17 protein-coding genes are annotated in these 18363 nt (G+C 68.3%); 5 read left to right on the forward strand and 12 right to left on the reverse strand.

What is annotated here, in order from left to right; all coding sequences use genetic code 11:
- Positions 1 to 37 precede the first annotated feature (37 nt).
- The 4 genes from ACAM57_RS24375 to ACAM57_RS24390 form a co-directional block, all read right to left on the reverse strand.
- Positions 38 to 1015: a beta-ketoacyl-ACP synthase III gene (locus ACAM57_RS24375; RefSeq protein ID WP_126022640.1), complete on the reverse strand. Its 978-nt coding sequence runs from the start codon at positions 1013 to 1015 to the stop codon at positions 38 to 40.
- Positions 1015 to 2112: a phosphate acyltransferase PlsX gene (plsX, locus tag ACAM57_RS24380; protein WP_369659262.1), complete on the reverse strand. Its 1098-nt coding sequence runs from the start codon at positions 2110 to 2112 to the stop codon at positions 1015 to 1017. Before plsX ends, ACAM57_RS24375 begins: the two co-directional genes overlap by 1 nt.
- Before the next feature lie 61 nt (positions 2113 to 2173).
- Positions 2174 to 2356, reverse strand: coding sequence for a 50S ribosomal protein L32 (gene rpmF / locus ACAM57_RS24385; RefSeq protein WP_007830466.1), 183 nt, complete (start codon positions 2354 to 2356; stop codon positions 2174 to 2176).
- 173 nt (positions 2357 to 2529) lie between these two features.
- Complete coding sequence (locus tag ACAM57_RS24390; protein WP_369659263.1) at positions 2530 to 3087, reverse strand: DUF177 domain-containing protein; 558 nt, start codon at positions 3085 to 3087, stop codon at positions 2530 to 2532.
- A gap of 82 nt (positions 3088 to 3169) precedes the next feature.
- On the opposite strand from ACAM57_RS24390, the gene ACAM57_RS24395 reads away from it, so the two are divergent.
- Genes ACAM57_RS24395 through ACAM57_RS24405 form a run of 3 tightly spaced genes read left to right on the forward strand, consistent with a single transcriptional unit; the run spans position 3170 to position 5675 of the window.
- Positions 3170 to 3751 (forward strand): nucleoside triphosphate pyrophosphatase, encoded by a 582-nt coding sequence (locus ACAM57_RS24395; RefSeq protein ID WP_184635498.1) that lies wholly within the window; start codon positions 3170 to 3172, stop codon positions 3749 to 3751.
- The gene (locus ACAM57_RS24400) at positions 3748 to 4521 is read left to right on the forward strand and encodes an SAM-dependent methyltransferase (RefSeq protein WP_184635496.1); all 774 of its coding nucleotides are present in this window, start codon (positions 3748 to 3750) and stop codon (positions 4519 to 4521) included. Before ACAM57_RS24395 ends, ACAM57_RS24400 begins: the two co-directional genes overlap by 4 nt.
- 2 nt (positions 4522 to 4523) lie before the next feature.
- Complete coding sequence (locus ACAM57_RS24405) at positions 4524 to 5675, forward strand: MFS transporter (protein ID WP_369662472.1); 1152 nt, start codon at positions 4524 to 4526, stop codon at positions 5673 to 5675.
- 7 nt (positions 5676 to 5682) lie between these two features.
- Here ACAM57_RS24405 and ACAM57_RS24410 read toward each other — a convergent pair whose 3' ends face one another.
- From ACAM57_RS24410 to ACAM57_RS24425, 4 genes are read right to left on the reverse strand one after another with little or no spacing between them, the layout of a single operon-like run.
- Entirely contained in the window at positions 5683 to 6699 is a 1017-nt protein-coding gene (locus ACAM57_RS24410) for a S49 family peptidase (RefSeq protein ID WP_126022635.1), read from the reverse strand.
- 5 nt (positions 6700 to 6704) lie between these two features.
- Positions 6705 to 7076, reverse strand: a complete 372-nt coding sequence (locus tag ACAM57_RS24415) for a Rieske 2Fe-2S domain-containing protein (protein WP_126022634.1) — start codon at positions 7074 to 7076, stop codon at positions 6705 to 6707.
- 23 nt (positions 7077 to 7099) lie between these two features.
- A complete protein-coding gene (locus ACAM57_RS24420; protein ID WP_369659264.1) occupies positions 7100 to 7771 on the reverse strand; it encodes an HAD family hydrolase in 672 nt (223 codons plus the stop codon).
- A complete protein-coding gene (locus ACAM57_RS24425) occupies positions 7764 to 8861 on the reverse strand; it encodes an RluA family pseudouridine synthase (protein ID WP_369659265.1) in 1098 nt (365 codons plus the stop codon). The genes ACAM57_RS24420 and ACAM57_RS24425 overlap by 8 nt, the downstream gene beginning before the upstream one ends.
- 553 nt (positions 8862 to 9414) lie before the next feature.
- On the opposite strand from ACAM57_RS24425, the gene ACAM57_RS24430 reads away from it, so the two are divergent.
- Positions 9415 to 12591 (forward strand): Rne/Rng family ribonuclease, encoded by a 3177-nt coding sequence (locus tag ACAM57_RS24430; RefSeq protein WP_369659266.1) that lies wholly within the window; start codon positions 9415 to 9417, stop codon positions 12589 to 12591.
- Between the two features lie 47 nt (positions 12592 to 12638).
- On the opposite strand, the gene ACAM57_RS24435 is transcribed toward ACAM57_RS24430, so the two are convergent.
- Positions 12639 to 13517 carry a LysR family transcriptional regulator gene (locus tag ACAM57_RS24435; RefSeq protein ID WP_126022630.1) on the reverse strand — a complete coding sequence of 293 codons (879 nt, stop codon included), beginning with the start codon at positions 13515 to 13517 and terminating at the stop codon, positions 12639 to 12641.
- 119 nt (positions 13518 to 13636) lie between these two features.
- Between ACAM57_RS24435 and ACAM57_RS24440 the strand changes: the two genes are divergently transcribed.
- Positions 13637 to 15184, forward strand: coding sequence for an MFS transporter (locus ACAM57_RS24440; RefSeq protein ID WP_369659267.1), 1548 nt, complete (start codon positions 13637 to 13639; stop codon positions 15182 to 15184).
- A gap of 11 nt (positions 15185 to 15195) precedes the next feature.
- Here the strand turns inward: ACAM57_RS24440 and ACAM57_RS24445 are convergent, their stop codons facing one another.
- Genes ACAM57_RS24445 through ACAM57_RS24455 form a run of 3 tightly spaced genes read right to left on the reverse strand, consistent with a single transcriptional unit; the run spans position 15196 to position 18357 of the window.
- Positions 15196 to 16479: a heme biosynthesis protein HemY gene (locus tag ACAM57_RS24445; protein ID WP_126022628.1), complete on the reverse strand. Its 1284-nt coding sequence runs from the start codon at positions 16477 to 16479 to the stop codon at positions 15196 to 15198.
- 10 nt (positions 16480 to 16489) lie between these two features.
- Complete coding sequence (locus ACAM57_RS24450; protein ID WP_369659268.1) at positions 16490 to 17587, reverse strand: uroporphyrinogen-III C-methyltransferase; 1098 nt, start codon at positions 17585 to 17587, stop codon at positions 16490 to 16492.
- Complete coding sequence (locus tag ACAM57_RS24455; protein WP_369659269.1) at positions 17584 to 18357, reverse strand: uroporphyrinogen-III synthase; 774 nt, start codon at positions 18355 to 18357, stop codon at positions 17584 to 17586. The genes ACAM57_RS24450 and ACAM57_RS24455 overlap by 4 nt, the downstream gene beginning before the upstream one ends.
- Positions 18358 to 18363 lie beyond the last annotated feature (6 nt).

Consider the following 18363-nt stretch of genomic DNA (forward strand, 5'->3'; position numbering starts at 1 on the left):
GCCGGCCCCTTCCGGGGCACCGCAACGCACTAGCTAACTACAGATTCAACAGCACCGCGCCCCAGGTGAAGCCGCCCCCCACGCCCTCGAGCATGAGCGTTTCGCCTTTCTTCACCTTGCCCGAGCGCACCGCCTCGTCGAGCGCCAGCGGAATCGAGGCGGCGGAGGTGTTGCCGTGCTCGTTGACCGTGACGATCAGCTTCTCGCGCGGAAGCCTCAGCTTCTTCGCGGTGCCCTCCATGATGCGGATGTTGGCCTGGTGCGGGATGAGCCAGTCGATGTCGGTGTCTACCTTGCCGGCCTTTGCCAGCGTGGCACGCGCCGCCTCTTCGAGCACGCGGACCGCGAGCTTGAAGACGGCCTGGCCGTCCATGTGCAGCAGCGGCGTGCCCAGCACGTTGCCGCCCGAAACGTGGCCCGGCACGCAAAGAATGCCGACGTGCTTGCCGTCGGCGTGCAGGTCGCTTGCCAGGATGCCGGGCTCCTCGCTGGCCTCGAGCACCACCGCGCCCGCGCCGTCGCCGAACAGTACGCAGGTGGTGCGGTCGTTGAAGTCGAGGATGCGGGAGAACACTTCGGCGCCCACCACCAGCGCACAGCGCGCGGTGCCGGTGCGGATCATCGCGTCGGCGACGGTGAGCGCATAGACGAAGCCACTGCAGACCGCCTGCACGTCGAACGCCGGGCAGCCGGCAATGCCGAGCTTGTTCTGGAGGATGGCGGCCGACGACGGGAACACCATGTCCGGCGTGGAAGTCGCGACGATGATCAGGTCGACGTCGCTGGCCTTGCGGCCGGCCGCCTCCAGCGCGTGCCGGGCCGCCTGGAGACCGAGGTCGCTGCTGGTGACATCCGGCGCGGCGAAATGCCGGGCGTGAATACCGGTGCGCTCGACGATCCACTGGTCGGAGGTCTCGATGCCTCGCGTAGCCAGATCCTTGGCGAGATCGTCATTGGTCACGCGGCGTGGAGGCAGGTAGCTGCCGGTGCCGGTAATGCGTGAATAAGGAGTCATCAAACGTGAAGGGCTGTCGCGTCGACCGGCGCCGCCGGTTCCTGCCGCGCGAGCAAAGGCGCGGCGTGGGCGATGCGGGCCCGCACGCGATCGAGCAGGTTGTTGCGAGCGGCATCATAAGCGCGATCCAGCGCATGACCGAAAGCCACCTCGTCAGCCGAGCCATGGCTCTTGAAAACCAGTCCGCGCAGGCCCAACAAGGCGGCACCGTTGTAGCGACGATGATCCAAGCGACTTTTAAACGCTTTTAGGACCGGATAAGCAACAATTGCCGCAATTTTGGTGAAAAGGCTTCGCGAGAATTCGACCCGGATGAACTCGCCGATCATCGACGCGACGCCTTCGCTGGCCTTGAGCGCCACATTTCCGACAAAACCGTCACAGACGACGATGTCGGTCGTGCCCTTGAAGATATCGTTGCCTTCCACGTTGCCGTAAAAATTCAGATCCTTGGAATTGGCGGCCGTACGCAGCAGTTGGCTTGCCTTTTTGATCGTTTCACTGCCCTTGATGGCTTCCTCGCCAATATTGAGCAGGCCGACCGAAGGCGCCTCGTTGCCGGTCAGCGCCGACACCAGTGCAGAGCCGAGCACGGCAAACTGAAGCAGGTCTTCGGCATCGCAATCGACGTTGGCGCCGAGGTCGAGCACCGTCGTTGCTCCGCCTTTGGCATTGGGGAGCTGCGGCGCGATGGCCGGGCGATCGATGCCTTCCAGCGTCTTGAGCAGGTAGCGCGCGATCGCCATGAGGGCGCCGGTATTGCCGGCGGAAACGGCCGCCTGGGCGACGCCGTCCTTGACCTGCTGGATCGCGACGCGCATCGAAGAATCCTTCTTCTTGCGCAGGGCGATTTCGATTGGATCGTCCATGCCCACGACTTCGCTCGCGGCGACGATACGGGCACGCGGATGGTCAGCAAACCCGGCCAGCGCGGCTGGCGCGCCGACGAGCAGCAACGAGGCATCGCCGTGCCGCTCGAGGAACGCGCGGCAGGCCGCGAGCGTGACGCGCGGCCCATGATCACCTCCCATGCAATCCACGGCGAGCGTGATTGCGGAAGGCGCAGCGGTGTTTTCGGGAAAAGAAGGCGTAGCCATCAAAACAAAGGCCCGACGCTACAGCAAAAGTAGCTTCGGGCCTTGGCCTTGGGATGCGAGATCAGGCTTCGGACTTGTTCTTGAGAACCTGGCGGCCACGGTAGAAACCGTTCGGGCTGATGTGGTGGCGCAGGTGGGTTTCGCCGGTGGTCGGCTCCACGGCGATGCCGGGCACGACCAGTGCATTGTGGGAACGGTGCATGCCGCGCTTGGAAGGCGACTTCTTGTTTTGCTGGACGGCCATGATGGCTCCTGGACTGTTAGGTTGGTGATTGGATGCGGGCTCAAGCGGTGGCAATAAACGAAACCCGCAAAACCCGGCGGCATGTATGGAATGCCCCTGTCGTCGTTTCGTGTATCGCTGCTCACGGCGGCGCGCGCGAAGCCCATGATTATAGCCCAGCCTGAGGCAAAGGGCTACTTTCCCTCTTCCGGCTTGCGCGAACGCAACGCACCGAGCACGGCAAAGGGGTTCGGCTTGGCCTCTTCGGCGGCCTTGAAGTCCTCGTCGCTGGACGAAAGCCGCACCGGCGTGGGACAGACCTCATGGGCCGGCATGACGGGGATTTCCATCAGAAGCTCGTCTTCGATGAGGGTATGGAGGTCGAAATCCCGGCTCACGACGAGCAAATCCTCCTCGGATTCCTCGTCTTCCGCCTCGGCGACTTCCTCGTTGGCGACGAAGCGGAACCAGCGGTCCACGGTAAGCGACGTATCTACCGGCGACAGGCAGCGCTGGCAAACCAGCGGCACGACGGCCTCGGCCTCCAGATGGAGCCAGGGCACGGGCTTGCCATCCGCGCCGGGGCGGTCTTCGCCGCGGGCCGTCCAGTTCACCACCGCATCGGGAGCGGGAGCAGCCAGTTCGGCGACCAGGCGTGCGTATTTCGGAACCGGATCTGCGGCTTCCATCGTGGCGCCAGCGGCGGCGAAACCGGGCACATTGAGCCGTTCGGGGGCGAATTCTCTCTTCATCCACGCCAGTCTAGCGCGCCGGCCGCCCTCCCGGCATGGGGCATGCCTGAGGGTTTCGGGCGCCTCACGCACAATCGTCGACATGCAACGCACCGTGATCCTCGCTTCCACCTCGCGCTATCGCCGCGAATTGCTCACCCGCCTGCGCCTGCCTTTCGACGTGCACTCGCCGGAAGTGGACGAAACACCCTTGCCCGGCGAAACGCCGCACGACCTCGCCGTCCGCCTCGCACTCGAAAAGGCCAATGCCGTTGCCGCCCGCTTCCCCGAAGCCGTGGTCATCGGCTCGGACCAGGTGGCCGATCTCGCCGGCGAAGCGCTGGGCAAGCCCGGCGACCACGCCAGGGCCACCGCCCAGCTGCGCCGCATGCGCGGCCAGACGCTGATCTTCCAGACCGCCGTGGCCGTCGTCTGCAAGGCCACGGGCTTCGTCCAGCGCGACATCGCCCCCGTGCGCGTGGTGTTCCGCGACCTCAGCGACGCCGCCATCGAGCACTATCTGCAGGCCGAACAGCCCTACGACTGCGCCGGCAGCGCCAAAAGCGAGGGCCTGGGCATCGCGCTGCTGAACTCCATCGACAGCGACGACCCGACCGCGCTGGTCGGCCTGCCACTGATAAGAACCTGCCAGATGCTGCGCGCCGCGGGGGTCGACCTCCTATGACGCAGAAGGAAAAAGGCAAGCTCTACCTCGTCCCCGCGCCGCTCGATTTCGGCTGCGAGGCTCAAGCACCGTTGCAGGATGCCCTGCCCTTTGGCACCCTGCAGACGGCCGCCGGCATCACGCACTGGATCTGCGAGAACGCGAAGTCCGCGCGCGCCTACCTGAAGCGCATCGATGCCGTCGCGCCGCTCGCCGCGCCCCTGCAGGCGCAGAACATCCAGGAACTGCCGCGCGAAGTGCACAAGAAGGGTGACCATGCCGGGCAATTCGACGCCCGCCCCCTGCTCGCCGCCGCGCTCGAAGGCCACGATGTCGGCCTGCTGAGCGAAGCCGGCATGCCGGCGGTGGCGGATCCGGGCTCGTCGGTAGCGCGCGCCGCGCACGACCTCGGCCTCGCCGTGGTGCCGCTGACCGGCCCCGTCTCCCTGTTGCTTGCGTTGGCCGCGAGCGGGCTCAACGGCCAGAACTTCGCCTTCGTCGGCTACCTGCCGCAGGACGCCGGCGAGCGCCAGGCCCGCATCCGCGAGCTCGAGGCGCTGGCGCTCAAGTCGGGGCAGACGCAACTCTTCATCGAGACGCCCTATCGCAACGCCGCACTGCTGCAGGCACTGACGCAGACGCTGCAGCACAACACCCGCCTCGCCGTGGCACGCGGCCTGACGCTCGCCAACGCCCACGTGCGCAGCGAGACGGTCAAGTCCTGGCGCGCGGCGAAGCCCCAGCCCACCACTGACGAACGCCTGCCCGCCGTGTTCGCGATCGGCCGCTGATGATGGTGGCCATTACCGCAGCCACGCGCTGGGCTTCGCGCGCGCAGTTCTTCGCAGCCGGCTTCATCTTCGCGACCTGGGGCGTGCACGTGCCCACGGTCAAGGCGCACTACGGCATCGACGAGGCCCAGCTCGGCCTGGCCATGCTCGCGGCCGGCGCCGGAGCCATGTTCGGCCTGACCAGCGCGGGCCGCTGGATCGGCCGCAACGGCCCGCGGCGCATGGCCGGCATCTGCGGCGTCGTCTACGCGCTGCTGCTGGCAGGCCTGATCGCCATGCCGGGCTACGCGGCGCTGCTGGTGCTGCTGGCAGCCTTCGGCCTCGTGACAAGCGTGTTCGACGTATCGATCAACACGGAGGCCGCCCAGCTCGAGCTGCATGGCGGCACGCCGCTGATGAGCGGCATGCACGGCATGTTCAGCCTCGGCGGCATGGCCGGTGCCGCGAGCGGCAGCGCCGCGCTGGCGGCCGGGCTCGGCGCGCAGGCGCACCTGCTGGTGGTTGCAGCCGGCATGACGGTGCTCGTCGCACTGGCCTCCACACGCATGCTGCCCCGCCCTGCCACCAGCGGTGCGACCGAAGTCGACCACGGCTTCCTGCTGCCTCGCGGCACGCTCGCCGTGCTGGGCGTGCTCGCCGCGCTGGGCCTGATCGCCGAGGGCGCGATCTACGACTGGAGCGTGCTTTACATGCAGCAGGAAATCGGCAGCCCGCAGCAGCAGGCCGCGCTGGCCTACGCGAGCTTCTCGGCGGCGATGGCGGCTGCGCGCTTCGGCGGCGACGCCCTGCGCGCGCGCTTCTCGCCGGCTGCGCTGCTGCTCGGCAGCGGCCTGCTGGCGGCGGCATCAATGACGCTGGTGCTCATCACCGATCTGCCCTGGCTGGCACTGGTCGGCTTCGCCGGCGTGGGGGTAGGTTTCGCGAACGTGGTGCCGATCCTGTTCTCGGCCTCCGCGAAGGTGCCCGGCATCGAGCCCGCGCGTGGCATCGCGTCGGTCTCAGCCGTGGCGTATGTCGGGTTCATGGCAGGCCCGGCGGTGATCGGCCTGCTGGCGCGCGCGACCTCGCTGACGGCGGCGCTCTACGTGGTGGTGGTCTTCGCCGCGGCGCTGGCGGCATCGGCGCGCTACACGGCCGGCGGCGAAGCCAGGTAAGAAACGATCAGCGCAGCGCCGGCGTGGCGTGCATCAGGCGCACGGTGGTCTCGGCCATCGCCGCGCCGAACTTCTTGGCCAGCTTCTCGGCCACGTTGTCGCGGCGGGTGTAGTCGATCACCTCTTCGGCCTTGATCACTTCGCGCGCCACGTAGTCGACATTGCCGAGCTGGTCGGCCAGGCCGTACTCGACGGCCTGCTCGCCGCTCCAGAAGAGGCCGCTGAACAGGCCCGGGGTGTCGAGCTTGAGGCGGTCGCCGCGGCCGGCCTTCACCACATTGATGAACTGTGTATGGATCTGGTTGAGCATGGTCTGCGCATGCGCGCGCTGCGCGTCGCTCATCGGGCTGAACGGGTCGAGGAAGCCCTTGTTCTCGCCGGCCGTCAGCAGGCGGCGCTCGACACCCACCTTCTCCATCACGCCGGTGAAGCCGAAGCCGTCCATCAGCACGCCGATGCTGCCGACGATGCTGGCCTTGTCGACGTAGATCTTGTCCGCCGCGGCGGCGATGTAGTAGGCCGCCGAGGCGCAGGTTTCCTCGACCACGGCATAGACCGGTTTCTTGTACTTGGCCTTCAGGCGCTTGATCTCGTCGTTGATGATGCCGGCCTGCACCGGGCTGCCGCCAGGGGAGTTGATCAGCAGGACCACGCCCTTGGCGCCCTCGTCCTCGAAGGCCGTCTTCATGGCCGCGACCACGAACTCGGCGCTCGCGTCGCCGCCGTTGGCGATCTCGCCCTTGATCTCGACGACGGCCGTGTGCGCCGAGGTCTTGGCCGTGCTCGGCGTGCTGCGCGAGAACGCGGCCCAGGCCAGGAAGACGAAGAAGGCCAGCCAGGCCAGTCGCGTGAAGGTCTTCCAGCGGCGCGCGGCCTTCTGTTCGTTCAGCGAGGCGAAGGCGAGCTTCTCGAGGGTTGCGCGCTCCCAACCGGGGCGCTGCGTGGGATCTTTGGCCATGTTCGTGGAAGGGGCCCGCTCAAATGGTTCGAACCCCGAGGGTTCGGTTCGGTTCGGGTCGGTCATGTCGGTCAGAAAGTCAGGGGGTGAAGGTTCCAGTCAGTATGCCAGTGCACCACGCCGTCATGCTCGCTCAGCGCGATCTTCACGAGGCCGCCGCGGCACGGGCCGCCCGCGCATTCGCCGGTGTCGGGCCGATAGGCCGCGCCGTGCGTCGCGCACAGCAGCCACTGGCCGGTGTCGTCGAAGAAGCGGTCGGGCTGGAAATCGAGCTCCATCGCGACGTGCGTGCAGCGATTGAGGAACGCATGCGGCCGGCCCTCGAAACGTATCGCGAAGGCGCGGCAGGTCTCGCCGCCGTAGACCACGTCGAAGGGCACCGCCAGGCCGCCTTCGGCCAGGTCGCAGGCGTTGCACAGCGGAATGCGTTCTTGATCGCTCATGGCGGCATCTTGATCGATTCTGTTCAGGCGTTTTCGAGCAGCCAGGCTTCGAGGTCGGCCACCGAATGGGCGACGTGCAGCGGCTTGAATTCGTCGAAGCTCGCGGGCTCGTGCGCGCCGTAGCTCACGCCCACGCTGGCACAGCCGGCGTTCTGCGCGAGCTGCAGGTCGTGCGTGGTGTCGCCGATCATCAGGGTGCGTTCGGGCGGCACGTCGAGTTCTTCCATCAGCTCCAGCAGCATGCGCGGGTGCGGCTTGCCGAAGGTCTCGTCGGCGGTGCGCGAGGCGTCGAAGCGGTCGCGCAGCGCCACCGACCTCAGCGCCTCGTTGAGGCCGCGGCGCGACTTGCCCGTGGCCACTGCCAGCCTGTGGCCGCGCTCGCGCAGCGCGTCGAGCATCTGCAGCACGCCGTCGAAGAGAACGATGTCGTCCTGGTGCTGCAGGTAGTGGTAGCGGTAGCGCGCGCCGAGTTCGGGGTATTTCTCCTTCGGCACATCGGGCGCCGCGCGCGCGAGCGCCTCGGCCAGGCCCAGGCCGATCACCCAGGCGGCGTCGTTCTCGCTAGGCTTCGCGCCGCCCACGTCGATCACTGCGGCCTGGATGCAGCGCACGATGAGGCGGGTGGAGTCGTAGAGCGTGCCGTCCCAGTCGAAAGCAATCAGGTCGAAGCGCGGGGGTCTTTTTGAATCAGTCATGAACCGTGGGGGTGGGGTGTCGGGCCATCGCCTCGAGGGCAGCCGGGAGCATCAGCGAGAGCAGCTCGGGCGGCAGGCCGGCCTGCAGCGCAACGCGTTCGCCGCTGGCCGGGTGATTGAACTGCAGCCGCCACGCGTGCAGGAACATGCGCCGCAGGCCCAGCTTGTGAAGGGCGCGCTGGCGATCGGCTTCGCCGTACTTGTCGTCGCCCGCGATCGGATGGCCGGCCGAGGCGAGATGAACGCGGATCTGGTGCGTGCGGCCGGTCTTGATCGTGACCGCCAGCAGCGACATCGGAGCCGACTCGCCCGGCAGCGAGAGCCTGGCCAGCACCCGCACCAGCGTGACGGCGCGCATGGCGTCCGGGTGGTCCTTGGCAACCACACGGACGCGGCGCTCGCCCGCGCCGGCCGAGCCGTCGGGCAGCAGATACCTGGCGAGAGGCGCGTCGAGCACCTTCTTGTTGGCCGGCCAGTCGCCTTCGACCAACGCCAGGTAGGTCTTCCCGGTCTCGCGTTCGCGGAACTGGTCCTGCAGCGCGACCAGCGCGCTGCGCTTCTTGGCGACCAGCAGGATGCCAGAGGTCTCGCGGTCCAGCCGGTGCACCAGTTCCAGGAACTTGGCCCCGGGCCGCGCGGTGCGCAGTTGCTCGATCACGCCGAAGCTCACGCCGCTGCCGCCGTGGACGGCCACTCCGGCCGGCTTGTCGACGGCCAGGACGGCGTCGTCTTCCAGCAGGACGGGAAATTCGCGCGCTGGCGCAGGCGGGGCGGCGCCCTCTTCCGCGCGCTGCGAAATGCGGATCGGCGGCAGCCGCAGCACGTCGCCGGCTTCGATGCGGGTCTCGGCCTGCACCCGGCCCTTGTTGATGCGCACCTCTCCCGACCGGATGATCCGGTAGACGTGCGTCTTCGGAACGCCTTTCAGATGGCGGAAAAGGAAGTTGTCGAGCCGCTGCCCGGCGGATTCGGCATCGACCGTGAGGAATCTGATGGCCGAATGCGGCGCCCCGGGTTCTCCCGGGGCCTGCAGGCCTGCGGGATTTCGAGCAGCCGCGGGCCCTTGCTTCGCACCTATAATGTTTTTCACCAGCGCGGTCATGTAAGTGCTTGATTAGACAGAAGTTTAGTCCACTGCCATCAAATACCCAGGGCGGCGCTGGGAGGTCGATGCCGCTTTGGCGCCGAGCTGCAAACCCCGCGCAATCGCGCAAAGTGGCAGACAAGGCGCCCAAGTCAAGCCGACACCCACGAAACACCGATACGGAATACCCCAGCCTGCAGCTTCCAAGCTGCCGGCGGATCGAAGCGAGTCCCTTGTTGTGTTGATGCTGCTGATTCGAATGTGCCTGCACTGGCTTGCGCCGGTGGCTTCGGCCATTCAGCCGTCCGCAGCGCGCGCCATCATTGCGCAACCAGCTATTAAAAAGATAGCTACCCAACACCGAATCTGGCTCGTGCCCATCCACGCGCCCCCACCCCGGCTGTCTTCTTGAGCTAACGCTCGAGAAGCCTGCCCGCGCCTTGCGCGGCAGCGGCAGCATCCGGGGCCCAAGCGGCAATTCCCTGGTTTCGCGGGCGTCGTCCGTGCATCGTTGGCTCGTCAAGGGCCGGTAGAACGATACATATAAGGACAACGCATCATGAAGCGGATGCTGATCAATGCCACGCAGGCCGAAGAACGCCGCCTGGCCATCGTCGACGGGCAGAAACTGCTCGACTACGAAATCGAAATCGAAGGACGCGAACAGCGCAAGGGCAACATCTACAAGGCGGTCGTCACGCGCGTCGAGCCCTCGCTCGAAGCCTGTTTCGTCGACTACGGCGAAGACCGCCACGGCTTCCTGCCGTTCAAGGAAATCTCCAAGCAGTACTTCGCCGAAGGCGTGTCGGCCAGCCAGGCCCGCATCCAGGACGCGATCCGCGAGGGCCAGGAACTGGTCGTGCAGGTCGAGAAGGAAGAGCGCGGCAACAAGGGCGCGGCCCTCACCACCTTCATCTCGCTGGCCGGCCGCTATGTCGTGCTGATGCCGAACAACCCCCGCGGCGGCGGCGTCTCGCGCCGCATCGAGGGCGACGACCGCGCCGAGCTCAAGGAGGCGATGGACCAGCTCGAGTACCCCAAGGGCATGAGCATCATCGCGCGCACCGCCGGCATCGGCCGCTCGGCGCCCGAACTCCAGTGGGACCTGAACTACCTGCTCAAGCTCTGGAGCGCCATCGACGGCGCCGCCAAGGGCGGCAAGGGCGCCTTCTTGATCTACCAGGAATCCTCGCTCGTCATCCGCGCCATCCGTGACTATTTCAATCACGACATCGGCGACATCCTGATCGACACCGACGACATCTACGACCAGGCGCAGCAGTTCATGGCGCACGTCATGCCCGAGCATGCCTCGCGCGTGAAGCGCTACCGCGACGACGCGGCGCTGTTCAGCCGCTTCCAGATCGAGCACCAGATCGAGTCGGCCTACGCCCGCACCGTGCAGCTGCCCTCGGGCGGCGCCATCGTCATCGACCACACCGAGGCGCTGGTCTCGGTCGACGTGAACTCGGCGCGCGCCATCAAGGGCGGCGACATCGAGGAAACCGCCACCCGCACCAACCTCGAAGCCGCCGACGAAGTGGCCCGCCAGATGCGCCTGCGCGACCTGGGTGGCCTGATCGTCATCGACTTCATCGACATGGACGAGTCGAAGAACCGCCGCGAAGTCGAAAGCCGCCTGCGCGACGCGCTCCGGCAAGACCGCGCCCGCGTGCAGTTCGGCTCGATCAGCAAGTTCGGCCTGATGGAAATGAGCCGCCAGCGCCTGAAGCCGGCGCTGTCCGAAGGCTCGTCGATCCCCTGCCCCCGCTGTGGCGGCTCGGGCCACATCCGCGATACCGAGTCGAGCGCGCTGCAGATCCTGCGCATCATTCAGGAAGAGTCGATGAAGGACAACACCGCCGCCGTGCACGTGCAGGTGCCGGTGGAAGTGGCCTCCTTCCTGCTGAACGAGAAGCGCACCGAGATCGCCAAGATCGAACTCAAGCAGCGCGTGAGCGTGCTGATGGTGCCCAACAAGACGCTCGAAACGCCCAACTACAAGCTCGAGCGCCTGAAGCACGACGACCCGCGCCTCGACCACATCGAGGCCAGCTACAAGATGGCCGACGAGATCGAGGACCCGACCTCGGTCACCCGCCGCTCGCAGGAGCCCACCAACAAGCAGACGCCCGTTATCAAGGGCGTGCTGCCCGACGCGCCGGCTCCGGTTGTGCCGCCCAAGCCCGAAGCCGTGCGCGCACCCGCCGCACCGGCGCCGGTCGCTCCGCCCGTGGTGAGCGCGCCCGTTCCGGCGCAGACCGGCTTCTTCGCCTGGATCAAGAACCTGTTCGGCGGCAAGCCCGAGCCGGTCGCGGCTCCCGCGCCGGCGCCGATCCCGGTCGAGGCACCGAAGCCCCGCCGCGACGGCCGCCCCGGCCGTGACGGCGAAGCTCGCAGCGGCGAACAGCGCCGTGGCGGCCGCAACGGCGAAGGCCGCGGTGAACGCGGCGAGCGAAGCGAGGGCCGTGGCGAGAACGGCGGACGCCAGGGCGGCCGCGACGGCGAACAGCGCCGCGGTGGCCGTGGCGGCGAACGCCGCGAAGGCCGCAACGGCGAACAGCGCAACGAGCAACGCAACGAAGGCGCCAACAACCAGCCGCGCGAACAACGCGAGCCGCGCGAAGCCCGTGAGGCACGCGCACCGCGCGACGGCGAACAGCGCCGCAACGGACGCGGCGAGCGCCGCGAAGGTGAAGGCCGCGAAGGTCGCAGCAGCGTGCTGCCGGCCGATGCGCTGGCGAGCACCGACCTCGAAGCCCAGCAACTGGCCGGCGCCGTTGCGGGCGACGAAGGCAGCACGGCCGAACGCGCACCGCGCGCCCGTGGCGAGCGCCGCGAACGTGGCGAGCGCAATGAGCGTGGCGAGCGTGGTGAACGCAATGGCGACCGCGAACGCAACGCAGCCGAGGCCGGCGAAGGCGAGCAGCGCCAGCCCCGCAACGGTCGCGATGAACAGCGCGGCCCCCGTGGCGACCGCAACGACGGCCGCCGTGAACGCCGCGGCAACGACGCAGCGCAAGCCGAAGCGGATGCACACGGCGCCGAAGCCGCTGCAGCAGACGCCGAGCAAGGCAGCGAAGCCGCCATCAACGGCAATGGCGAGCAGGCACCGCGACGCGACGGCGAAGAGCGCCGCGGCCGTTCGCGCGACCGCTACGGCCGCGACCGCCGCGAACGCGGCCCGCGCGAAGAAGCCGAAGCCGGCGCCGCAGTGGCTTCCGCCGAAGGCTTCTCACAGCAGGGGCAGCAACAGGAGCCCCAGCAGCAACTGCCGCTGGTGTCCGAGCGCGTCGAAGCAGTGGAAACCGTTGCCGTCGCAACGGAAGTCCGCGAGGCACCGCAGCAACAGCAGCCCCGTGCCGAGCGCCCCGCGCCGGTCGTCGCCGTTGCTGAAGCAGCAGCCGAGCAGATCGTGATCGAAAGCGCTTCCGCCAAGGCACCCGCGGCTGCCAACGGCCGCGCGCTGCCCAAGGTCCAGCCCTTCGAACTGCCGCTGGCAGAACTCGCGCAGATCGCCGAAAGCTCGGGCCTGCAGTGGGTCAACTCGGACGCCGAACGCATCGCCCAGGCGCGCGCCGCGATCGAAGCCGAGCCGAAGCCGGTGCACGTGCCGCGCGAGCGCCCGCCGCTGGTGGTGCTCGACGAGGGCCCGCTGGTGCTGGTCGAAACCCGCCGCGACCTCGGCTCGATGTCGCTGCCGTTCGAACAACAGCAGCAGCAACAACAGCAGTAAAGCCTGCTGGAAGCAAATGAAAACGGCGCCACTGGCGCCGTTTTCATTCATGCCTTCTGCATCGCCTTCCCGGGCAGGGGCAGCTCGGGCATCTCCAGGATCAGCTGCCCGAAGCGGCAGGCGCATTCGGTCTTGCCGTTCTCGCTCCAGATCAGCGAGAAATCCACGCTCGGCAGCTGCGGCAATCCATAGCGGCCGTCGACGATCTTCATTCCCGGCTCCACGTCCTCGCGCGTGAGCACCGTCACCGCCAGCCCCGCGAGCACCGCCGCGCGAATGCCGTGCTGGCTCGCCGAGGTGAAGACCACATGCCAGTCGAGCGCCATCGCATCCAGCGCCTCGCTCGCCACCTCGCGGTTGACGCAGGGCTTGGGAAAGAAAGCCAGCGGCAGCGAGGCACCGGGCGCCGCCTCGAAGGTCTCGGCCGCCGCCCACACCAGCTGCGTGCGCCGCAGGCGCGTGCCCTCCTCGCAGCCGGGTGGCGACATCACCACCGCAAGATCGAGCTCGCCCGCGCGGACCATGGCGCGGAAGTCGAGGTGCATGCTCACGCTGACTTCCATGCGCGTGGCGGGAAAAGAGCGAGCGAACTGCGAAAGCAACGGAGGCAGACGCTCGCCCATGAAGGTATCCGGCGCGCCGAAGCGCACCACGCCAGCGATGGGCGAGGGCTGGAAGCGCCGCGTCATCGCGTCCAGCGTCTCGAGGATCTGCTGGGCATAGCGCAGGAAGTCTTCGCCGTCCTCGGTCACCGTGAGGCGGCGCGTCGTGCGATGCAACAGCGGCCGGCCCACCTGCTCTTCCAGCCGCCTGATCTGGTGGCTCACGGCCGACTGCGTCAGGTGCAGCCGCTGGGCGGCGCGCGTGAAGCCGCCGGTTTCCTTGACGGCCACGAAGGCGCGCAGCAGTGCGGGGTCGAAGTCCATGGCAATGAATAAATGATGGCTTTTAATGGGTCTCAGGAAATTAAATCATTTCCATCATGAAGAGGCTTTACCCAGAATCGCCCGGACCTGTCGCCTTCAAGGACTTCCGAAAGATTCCGATGCCCCTTTCCCACACCGGCAAGAACCGCGTCGCACTGGCCGCGATCTGCCTCATTGCCCTGATGTTCGGCCTGGAGATCTCCAGCGTGCCCGTCATCCTTCCCACGCTCGAAAAGGCGCTGCATGGCGACTTCAGCGACATGCAGTGGATCATGAACGCCTACACCATCGCCTGCACCACGGTGCTGATGGCCGCCGGGACGCTGGCCGACGGCTACGGCCGCAAGCGCATCCTCGTCGTCAGCGTGGCGCTGTTCGGCCTGACCTCACTGGCCTGCGGGCTCGCGCAGAACGCGCCGGTGCTGATCGCCGCGCGCTTCCTGCAGGGCCTCAGCGGCGGCGCGATGCTGATCTGCCAGCTCGCGGTGCTGTCGCACCAGTTCCAGCAAGGCAAGGAACGCAGCCGGGCCTTCGCCACCTGGGGTGTGGTGTTCGGCATGGGCCTGGGCTTCGGGCCGGTCATCGGCGGCGCGATCGTGGCGCTGTCGAGCTGGGAATGGGTGTTCCTGGTCCACGCGCCGCTCGCGGCGGTGGCGCTGGCCCTGGTGCTCGGCAGCGTGGAGGAGTCGAGCGACCCCGACGCGCAGCGGCTCGACCTGCCCGGCATCGTCACGCTGTCGCTCGCGGTGCTGGGGCTGACCTGCTTCATCACGCAGGGGCCCGGCCTCGGCTTCTCGAGCCCGCTGGCCATCGGCATCGCCGCCGCGACGGCCGCGAGCTTCGCGCTCTTCCTGTGGGTGGAGAAGATCAACCCGCATCCGATGTTCGACTTCTCGGTCTTCAGGATCCGCGACTTCTCGGGCTCGATCATCGGCTCCATCGGCATGAATTTCAGCTTCTGGCCGTTCATGATCTACCTGCCCATCTTCTTCCAGGGCGCGCTGGGCTACGACGCCGTCGTGGCCGGCTCCGCGCTGCTGGCCTACACGCTGCCCACGCTGGTGCTGCCGCCGCTGGCCGAGCGGCTCTCGCTGCGCTACCGCCCGGGCGTGGTGATTCCGGCGGGCCTCTTCGTCATCGGCCTCGGCTTCATGGCCATGCGCTACGGCAGCGGCATGGCCCATGCGAGCTGGATGACGATGCTCCCCGGCTGCCTGCTCGCGGGTATCGGGCTCGGGCTGACCAACACGCCCGTCACCAACACCACCACCGGCTCGGTGCCCAGCGCACGCGCGGGCATGGCTTCGGGCATGGACATGAGCGCGCGGCTGATCACGCTGGCCATCAACATCGCGCTGATGGGCTTCGTGCTGCTCGAGGGCGTCCATGCGCACCTGCGCGGCGCGCTGTCCGCATCGCTCGATGCGCTGCAGCTGCGCGCGCTGGCGGAGAAAGTCGCGGCGGGCAGCTTCGCGTCGCTGGGCGAGAGCTTTCCCGCGCTGCCGCAGCTCGATCCGTCCGGAGCAACGGTGCATGCCGCGCTGGCGCACGGCTTCGGACTGGTGATGCTCTACGGAGGCGTCGGCGTATGGCTGCTGGCCGGCATCAGCTGGCTGGTATTCGGTAGCGGCAGCAAGAAGCCATCGGTGCGGCCCGCGTGCCCCTAGCCCCTGTAGCCTCAGGAGTTCTCGACCTGCGCCGCGCGCTTCCAGGCCTCGGCGGCCTGCTCGGCGTCGTCGCGGTCTTCCGCCAGCTGCGCCAGTGCGAGCCAGGCGCGGCGATAGAGCTCGGTGTCCTGCAGGCCCATACCGGCCTGCATCAGCAGCTGCTGGGCCTTGCCCCAGAGCTGGCGCTTCATGCAGGCCATGCCCGCGAGGTACTGCAGGTTCGCGTCACGCGGATTGTTGCGCTGCGCGCTCTCGATGCGCGCGAGCCATTCGGCGTCCACCGAGTCGAGCCCTGCTTCGAGCGCGCGCGCCAGCTTGACGCGCAGCCCGTCGCCGAGCCCGCGCGGATTGGCCACCATGCGCTCCCAGGCCGGCAGCAGCCAGCCGCGCGCCAGTGCCAGATCGCCGCGCAGCGCGACCATGCGCTGGGCCGCGTGGATCGCCACCTCGGGCATCTCGCGCTCACTGGCATCGAGTTCGGTCCAGGCACGCAGCAGCTGGGCCGGATCATGCGCGCCCGACAGCAGCTCGGTTGCGAGGCCGCGCACGATGCTTTGTGCGGCCGCATCCGAGAAAGCGCGGTGCTTGGCCAGCAGGCGCGCGGTTTCGAGTGCTTCGAGCGTGCGGCGATCCTGACGCGCGGCCTTCAGGCGCAGCCGCAGTGCGAGCGTGCGGCGCTGCGCGCCCTGCGGCAGTTCTTCGAGCCGCGCCAGTGCGGCCGCTGCATCGCGATCTTCGAGGGCCCAGCGCGCAGCGCGCAGCTGCACGCCTTCGCGCGTCTCGGGGCTGGCGAGCACGGTGCGATCCGCACTTTCGTTGAGGGCCTGCTGCAGATGCGCGTCGCGCGCCGCCTTGTCCTGCAGCGCCTGCGCGCTTTCCGCGGCGAGCAGGTGCGAGAGCACGCGAACCTGCTGCGCCTGCGGCAGGCTGGCGCCGAGCGCGGCGAGCGTTTTCTCCTGCGTGAGCGCGGCCTGCGCGGCCTTTCGCGCGCGCGAGAAGCGGCCGGAGATCAGTTGCACCATCGCATCGAGCAGGGCTGCGTGCAGCGTGCGCTCCTTCTGCTGCAGCCGCCACTGGCGCGCCTGCGTGGGCAGCGAGAACAGCGCCGCCAGCGCCCGCAAGGCCGCATGCAGCAGCACGAAGGCCACCAGCAGGATCACGAGCACGAGGTTCAGCGAAAGATCGACACGCCACGGCGGCCAGAACACGGTGATCGTGCCCTGGTTGTTGCCTGCGAAGAGAGCGACTGCCGCCGCGACGGCGAAGAGGGCAAGAAGCCAGATTGCTGCGCGCATGGATGTCCGATCAGCGCCCTGCTGCGGCAGTCGCGAGCGCCGCCAGCGTGTCGTCGATGCGGACCGGCTCGGTCGTCTTCACCAGCGACTGCAGTTGCTGCAGCAGCGTGGCGGCGGCCTGGGTGCGGCGCGATGCGGGGTCGAAGTAACGGTTGAGCGAGGCGGTCACCTGCGACAGCTCGCTGCGCGTGGCTTCCATCTGCCGCGACAGCAGCGACAGGCGCGCATTGAGCAGCTTCAGCTTGAGGTTCTCGCGCAGGAAGTACGACTGCTCCGGCGCCAGCAGGATCGCCTCCGGGCTCTGGATGCGGCCGACGCGCACCAGCGAGCGGGCTTCGCCGCGCACGGTGAGCAGCACGCGGCGCCACCAAGGCGCATCGGCGGGTATGGGCTCGGGCTGCCATGCATTGGTGCCGGTGCCGCGCACGGCCACCGCGTTGAGCGTGGGCAGGTCGTCAACGTTGCGCATCAGCTCGTCGAGCTTCTGCAGCGCCTCGGCGCCGTCGTTGCTGGCGCTGCTGCGCAGGCGGTCGGCGTCGCGCTGCATGGCGCGCTGCAGCGGAGTGAGCCGCGGCTGCGCGGCGCGTGCGATGCGTGTGTCGCCGGCCTTCAGCGCGGCCAGCAGCGGTTCGACGCTGCCGGTGACCTGCGCCTGCTGCAGGGCAAGGCGCACGGCCGACTCGATGTCGACCACGAGGTTCTCGTCGCGCGAACGCGAGAGGCTCTGGATGAGTTCCTCGAGCTGCGAGCGCTGCAGCGCGACTTCTGCCACGCGGGTCTCGACCAGCGCCACGCGGGCCGAGGCATCGCGCACCGTGTCGCTGGCCTGGCGGGCCAGCGTGCGCGCCTCCATCGACTGCGCGATGGCGTCGGCGCTCTGGCGCGCCAGCTGCTCCTTCATGCCGCCGACCTTCTGCCAGAGCGCGATGGACATCAGCAGTGCGACCAGCGCCACCAGGGCCACCAAGCCGAAGCCGATGCGGGAGAGAAGCAGTGCGCCCGCGGCCTGCGCAACAGGTGTCTGATGCGGTGCCAGCGGGGCTGGCACCGGCGCCGTGGCAGCGGATGGAGAAGGAGAAAGATCGTCTGTGGGGGACGCGGCGCTCATGCCAAGGATTCTATAGACGCGACCAGCGCATCCAGCAGGGGCGTGCATACACGCAACGCCCCGAAACCCGCGCCACGCGCGGCTTCGCCGATGCGCGCATGCGTGGCGACCGCGCTTGCGGCATGCCACTGCACGCCCGGCATCGCGCGCTGCAGATTGGCGATCGCCTCCGAGCTGCTGAAGAGCCAGATCGCCCGGCCTTCGGCGCCGTCCATGGCGAGGCGGTGTTGTACGACGTCCAGCGATGGCGGCAGCCTGCGATAGGCCACCACGGTGTCGCGATGGCCGCCCGCCGCATCGATCTCGTTGGCCAGCCAGTCGCGTCCCGCGGGCCGTCCGGCTTCGTCGCCGCCGCGCACGATCAGCACGCGAGCGCCATTCGACACCTGCGCGTGGACGCGTTCCCACAGCGCCTCGGAGTCGAAGCGCGTGGCCTCGGGCGGCGGCGCGTCGATGGAATCGGACGGCACGCCCGCACGCAGCAAGGCGCGCTTCGTACCAGGGCCCGTGGCCCAGAAGCGGCAACCTGCCAGCGAATCGGCGGCACCTCTGTATTGGAAGAAATGCTCGACCGCCGTGGCGCTCACGAACATCAGCGCGGCATAGTCCGAGAGCTGCCGCCATGCCGCGCGCAGCGGCTCGATGTCGGTGGCGGGTTCGATCACGATGAGCGGCAGCGCCACCGCGTCGATACCCGCGGCGCGCAGATCGCTGACCCATCGCGCGGCTTCGCGCGCCGGCCGCGTGACGATGACGGGACGGCCGGTCATACGACG

It is taken from the genome of Variovorax sp. V15, assembly GCF_041154425.1.
In the GTDB taxonomy this organism is placed as follows: domain Bacteria; phylum Pseudomonadota; class Gammaproteobacteria; order Burkholderiales; family Burkholderiaceae_C; genus Variovorax; species Variovorax guangxiensis.

Excerpts from the sequence above, each read along its gene's own strand:
- ACAM57_RS24375 (WP_126022640.1), bottom strand. The coding sequence starts at position 1,015 with ATGACTCCTTATTCACGCATTACCGGCACCGGCAGCTACCTGCCTCCA.
- plsX (WP_369659262.1), bottom strand. The coding sequence starts at position 2,112 with ATGGCTACGCCTTCTTTTCCCGAAAACACCGCTGCGCCTTCCGCAATC.
- rpmF (WP_007830466.1), bottom strand. The coding sequence starts at position 2,356 with ATGGCCGTCCAGCAAAACAAGAAGTCGCCTTCCAAGCGCGGCATGCAC.
- ACAM57_RS24390 (WP_369659263.1), bottom strand. The coding sequence starts at position 3,087 with ATGAAGAGAGAATTCGCCCCCGAACGGCTCAATGTGCCCGGTTTCGCC.
- ACAM57_RS24395 (WP_184635498.1), top strand. The coding sequence starts at position 3,170 with ATGCAACGCACCGTGATCCTCGCTTCCACCTCGCGCTATCGCCGCGAA.
- ACAM57_RS24400 (WP_184635496.1), top strand. The coding sequence starts at position 3,748 with ATGACGCAGAAGGAAAAAGGCAAGCTCTACCTCGTCCCCGCGCCGCTC.
- ACAM57_RS24405 (WP_369662472.1), top strand. The coding sequence starts at position 4,524 with ATGGTGGCCATTACCGCAGCCACGCGCTGGGCTTCGCGCGCGCAGTTC.
- ACAM57_RS24410 (WP_126022635.1), bottom strand. The coding sequence starts at position 6,699 with ATGACCGACCCGAACCGAACCGAACCCTCGGGGTTCGAACCATTTGAG.
- ACAM57_RS24415 (WP_126022634.1), bottom strand. The coding sequence starts at position 7,076 with ATGAGCGATCAAGAACGCATTCCGCTGTGCAACGCCTGCGACCTGGCC.
- ACAM57_RS24420 (WP_369659264.1), bottom strand. The coding sequence starts at position 7,771 with ATGACTGATTCAAAAAGACCCCCGCGCTTCGACCTGATTGCTTTCGAC.
- ACAM57_RS24430 (WP_369659266.1), top strand. The coding sequence starts at position 9,415 with ATGAAGCGGATGCTGATCAATGCCACGCAGGCCGAAGAACGCCGCCTG.
- ACAM57_RS24435 (WP_126022630.1), bottom strand. The coding sequence starts at position 13,517 with ATGGACTTCGACCCCGCACTGCTGCGCGCCTTCGTGGCCGTCAAGGAA.
- ACAM57_RS24440 (WP_369659267.1), top strand. The coding sequence starts at position 13,637 with ATGCCCCTTTCCCACACCGGCAAGAACCGCGTCGCACTGGCCGCGATC.
- ACAM57_RS24445 (WP_126022628.1), bottom strand. The coding sequence starts at position 16,479 with ATGCGCGCAGCAATCTGGCTTCTTGCCCTCTTCGCCGTCGCGGCGGCA.
- ACAM57_RS24450 (WP_369659268.1), bottom strand. The coding sequence starts at position 17,587 with ATGAGCGCCGCGTCCCCCACAGACGATCTTTCTCCTTCTCCATCCGCT.
- ACAM57_RS24455 (WP_369659269.1), bottom strand. The coding sequence starts at position 18,357 with ATGACCGGCCGTCCCGTCATCGTCACGCGGCCGGCGCGCGAAGCCGCG.